Source organism: Paracoccus sp. (in: a-proteobacteria) (assembly GCF_030536915.1).
Lineage (GTDB): Bacteria > Pseudomonadota > Alphaproteobacteria > Rhodobacterales > Rhodobacteraceae > Paracoccus.
This window is the reverse complement of sequence record NZ_JAUNPC010000137.1, coordinates 1-4,207: the sequence shown is the minus strand read 5'-3', so window position 1 is coordinate 4,207 and position 4,207 is coordinate 1. Positions and strand designations below refer to the sequence as shown.

General features: G+C 71.9%; 3 protein-coding genes. All 3 read right to left on the bottom strand.

Going from position 1 to position 4,207, the window contains the following annotated elements; genetic code table 11:
- The coding region (locus tag Q4F04_RS14660) for an SMP-30/gluconolactonase/LRE family protein (protein ID WP_303370540.1) at positions 1–847 on the bottom strand (847 nt) is incomplete at its 3' end.
- A gap of 9 nt (positions 848–856) precedes the next feature.
- Complete coding sequence (locus tag Q4F04_RS14655) at positions 857–1,627, bottom strand: SDR family NAD(P)-dependent oxidoreductase (RefSeq protein ID WP_303370539.1); 771 nt, start codon at positions 1,625–1,627, stop codon at positions 857–859.
- A 165-nt stretch (positions 1,628–1,792) separates the two neighbouring features.
- A partial coding sequence (locus Q4F04_RS14650) for a glycosyltransferase family A protein (RefSeq protein ID WP_303370538.1) occupies positions 1,793–4,207 on the bottom strand: 2,415 nt, incomplete at its 5' end.

The window sequence follows — 4,207 nt, the reverse complement described above, 5'->3', positions numbered from 1 at the left end:
CCTGCCCCCGAAGCCCCGTCGCCACGGCGAAGGTCATCCCGGCCTGCGGATGGGCCTCCAGCGCGGCGGCGTTCAGCCCCTCGCAGGCCGTGGTGGCGTAAAGCGTGCCGAGCCCTTCACTCCCGAAGGCCGGGCAGGAGACATGGGGCGAGGGCAGCGCCAGCCGCTCGCGCCGCTGGCCGTCCGGGCCGAAGCCCGTGACCGAGCCGTCGCCCCACAGCGCCACCCACAGCGTGCCCTCGGCATCCATGACAGCTCCATCGGGGTTCAGCCCGGCCGGCCCGAGATCGATGAAGGGCTGCGGGTCGCCCGCGGGCCAGCCATCGGCCCCGGCCAGCGCGACGCGCCAGATCATGCGCCTGCGGGTGTCGGCGAAGCAGGCATGGCTGCCGTCAGGGGCAAAGCTGATCGCGTTGCTGATGGTGATGCCGGCGAACATCCGCCGCAACTCGCCCCGGTAATAGCGCCAGATCGCGCCCAGACCGGGTTCCGCCTTGCGGCCCATGGTGCCGATCCAGAACCCGCCCCATGGGTCTGCCCGCCCGTCGTTCGAACGGGTGCGCGGATCGTCCGCCTCAAGCGCCACGACCGGCTCGCTGGCGCCGTCCGTGACCGAGAAGCGCAGCAGCGCCCTGTCCGAGGCGACCAGCAGATGCCCCTCGTCCAGCCAGCCCGCGGCCGAGACGGGGCGCCCGAAGTCCCAGGTGAGCGGCCCTTCGTCATCCCGCGACAAAAGCTGGCCGCGGTTGATGTCGAACCAGAAAAGCTGCCCGCGGGCCGGGTGCCACAGCGGCCCCTCGCCCAGATCGCAGCGGCGGTCGTCCAGAACGCTGGCTTGCACGGTCATGGCGCCCCCTTACCCCGTCGTCACCACGCCGCCGTCGATGACCAGCGCCTGCCCCGTCATCATCCGGCTTGCCTCCGATGCGAGAAACAGCGTCCCCCCCACGATGTCCTGGGGTTCGAGCGGGCTCTTGAGGCATTGCCGTTCCAGATGCCCCTCCAGCGCCTCGGGCGTGACCCACAACTCGCGCTGGCGCTGGGTCATGACCCAGCCGGGCATCAGCGCGTTGCATCGGATGCGGTCGGGGCCGAACTCGCGCGCGAGCGCCCGGGTCAGGCCGGTGATCCCCGCATTCGCCGCCGCATAGCCGGGATAGCCCGCGTTCCCCATCATGTAGGAGATGGAGGAGAAGTTGACGACCGACCCGCCGCCCAGTTCCCGCATCCCCCCGATCACCGCCTGCACGGCGAAGAACACGGCGTCGAGGTTCACGGCCATGATCCGGCTCCACGCCTCGGGCGTGATCTCCAGCGTGTCATGGCGGGCGTCGTTGGCGGCGTTGTTGACCAGCACGCCCGCGGGGCCATGGGCGTCGGCGGCTTGCGCCACTGCGGCGCGCAGGGCGGCAGTGTCGGTGATGTCGCAGCGGATGAACAGCGGGCGGCGGCCGGTCAGCCGCTCCATCTCGTCGCAGAAGGGGGTGGCGTCCGAACGCTGAACAAAGGCCACGCGGCTGCCTTGGCGCAGGAAGCCCTCGGTCAGCGCGGCCCCGATCCCGGCGCCGCCGCCGGTGATGAAGACCGCCCGGTCCGCAAGGTCGGGGTGGATGGCGTGGTGGGGCATCGGGCGGAACCTCCTGGACGCCCGGGCGGCGTCGTGGCTGCAAAGCGCCGCCTGCATACGGCAGCGGCAGGGCAGTTTCCAGCGGCCCCGGCACGGTTGTCGCCCGGCCGCCTTTTCGCGCCGGAAGGTTTATCCTGCCTACAGGGGCGAGAAGTTCCGCTGGTATTATTCGCCCGCCCGCCGGGCAAGCCGGTGCAGCCGCGGCCAGCGCGCCGAGGCGCGGTAAGCCCGTTCAAGCCCCTCGTGCAGCGCCACCCGCCCCCGCCAGGCCAGCTTGGCGCGAGATCTGCGGAACCCGGGGGCGATGCCGGCTTCCGCCTTCGCCGGCGCAGTGGCCTGTCCCATGGACGGCGCATCGGCATCAACCAGTGCCGCGACCAGGCTTTCGGGCGACGTGTCAGCTTCGGCCAGGGCGGCCATGCGGGCCAGGGCGGTTGCGGGATCGTCGAAGATCATCTCGCGTCGCGTCAGCGCCTCGGTCTGCTGGTCGATGATCCGCAGGTTGCGGCGAAAGCGGGCAAGCGTTTCGGCGTCAGGGGGCGGTCCCATGGCCGCGCGCAGTCCCCCGGCAATGGCCGCGCCGCTGTCGATGTCCCGGTGGCCGGCATGATGGTCGAGAAACGCATCCGCCCGCGCCAACGCCGCGTCGCGCCAGTCGCCAAGCGTCGTCAGGTGGCCGGCCAGCGCATCTCCGGTCACGGCGACGGGATAGGCACCCATCGGGTCGCTGGAGAACTTGTCCACCCGTTCCCCGTGCGGGTTGAAGTAGATCACCGGCACGCCCGCTGCCAGCGACTCGAGGATGCCCGAGGCGAAGCGCTGGACCGAGGCGCAGCAGGATTCGAGCGTCTCGTAGAAGCTGGCCTGCGTGACCAGTTCGGGAAACAGGGTGCCCTTGTCCTCGGGATGGCGGCTGATCACCGGATCGAGCCCCGCGCGGCGCACGGCGGCGACCGCCTGGGTCAGCCAGGCGTCGCGCCGCTCGGTCAGGACATTGTGCGAGAAGTTCGAGTTGATCAGCACCCGGCGCGACCCCGCCCGCCGCGCCCTTTCGGCGGGCGGGCGATCCGCGGCCTGCCCCCGCAGCAACTGGATGCGTGGGATGCCGGCGACGGCCAGCGACTGCCCGCCCCCGGCCGGGAAGTAGCGCCGGTCGAAGTCACCCGGCAGCAGCACCGTCCGGGCGGTCCGGTAAGCGTGGCGCGTCCGTCCGGTGTCGGCGTCCCCGTAGTCCTGAATGCCCTCGACAATGGCGGCGGTCGGGATGCCCGCCTGCTCGGCCGCGACAAGGATCGGCCGGGTCACGAAATCCCAGTCGTTGAAGGCCACCACCAGCCGCGGCGCGAATGCGCCCAGCGCCAGCTCGCCATGGCGGATCAGCGGCAGGGCCATCTCGGCGGCCTTGGCCGCGACACCGCCTTCGCGCCACTGGGCCGAGATGTCGATGACCGCAAAGCGCATCCCGGCCGCCCGCAGCGCCGGGGCGGCGAGGCCGATGGTCCAGGTGTGGTAATCCTTGTGCGGCAGGAACAGCAGGTCGATTTCCGCCTGCCGCCCCGGCTGCCACAGCCGGTCGCGATCCGCATCGCCAAAGGGACCGGACAGAAGGGGCGATCCGTTGCCCTCGGCCGGGGCCTCGCCGCCATGACGCTGCCCGGCCACGGATTTCAGCAGCGCGGCGATGCGACTCTCGTCCTCCCCGGACAAAGGCCGGGTCGTCTGCCGCGTGACCCCGGCGCCCAGCAGCCTGTCGGCCGGTGTCGTGGGGGGAAGCACGTCCGGCAGGTCCGGCAGGTGCCGCGCGATCACCGCCGCGATGTCGTCCAGCGGGCGGGCGTCGTCCGAGCCCAGTTCCATCCCGCAGAACTGCAGGATGCGCCCGGCCTTTGTCGCCTGATGGGCATAATGGCCATGCGGGCGCGCCAGCCGTCCGGGCGAGCGCGACAGGACGCCCGGCCCCAGCGCCCGCTCACCCGCATCATGCAGCGCAAGCGAGGCTTCCAGATGCCGCGAGGGCGCCTTGCGGACGGCGCTGCCTGCCCGCGCGCGATAGGTCACGGCGACCTGCGGCGAGGGCGCGAACCAGTAGCCGGCCCGCAGGATGCGCGACCACAGGTCGTAATCCTCGGCCTGCGACATGGCCTCGTTGAAGCCGCCCATCTCCAGCAGGACGTCGCGCCGGATCATCGGCTGGTTGGCGTTGAAGGGGCAGCCCCCGCCCGCTGTCGCGAATCCGACGGGGGGCAGGACGGCGGGGCGGGACCGGGGCGCCTGCATCAGGTCCTCGGGGATCGTCTCGCTGCCGCAATAGCTGCCGGCAAGGCGCCACGCGGCCTCTGGTCCTGTCGCGCGGCTCGCCCGCTGCCAGGCCAGCAGCCGCAGGCGCAGGCTGTCGCGCATCAGCAGGTCATCGGCATCCAGAAAGGCGCAAAGTGCCCCTCGGGCGGCCCGAAGCCCGGCGTTGCGCGCCGCCGACACGCCCGAGCGGGCGCGCTGCGTCACGATGCGGATGCGGCGGTCGCGGGCGCGCCAGCCCTTGGCGATGGAGAGGGTGCCGTCGCTGGAAAAATCGTCAACGAC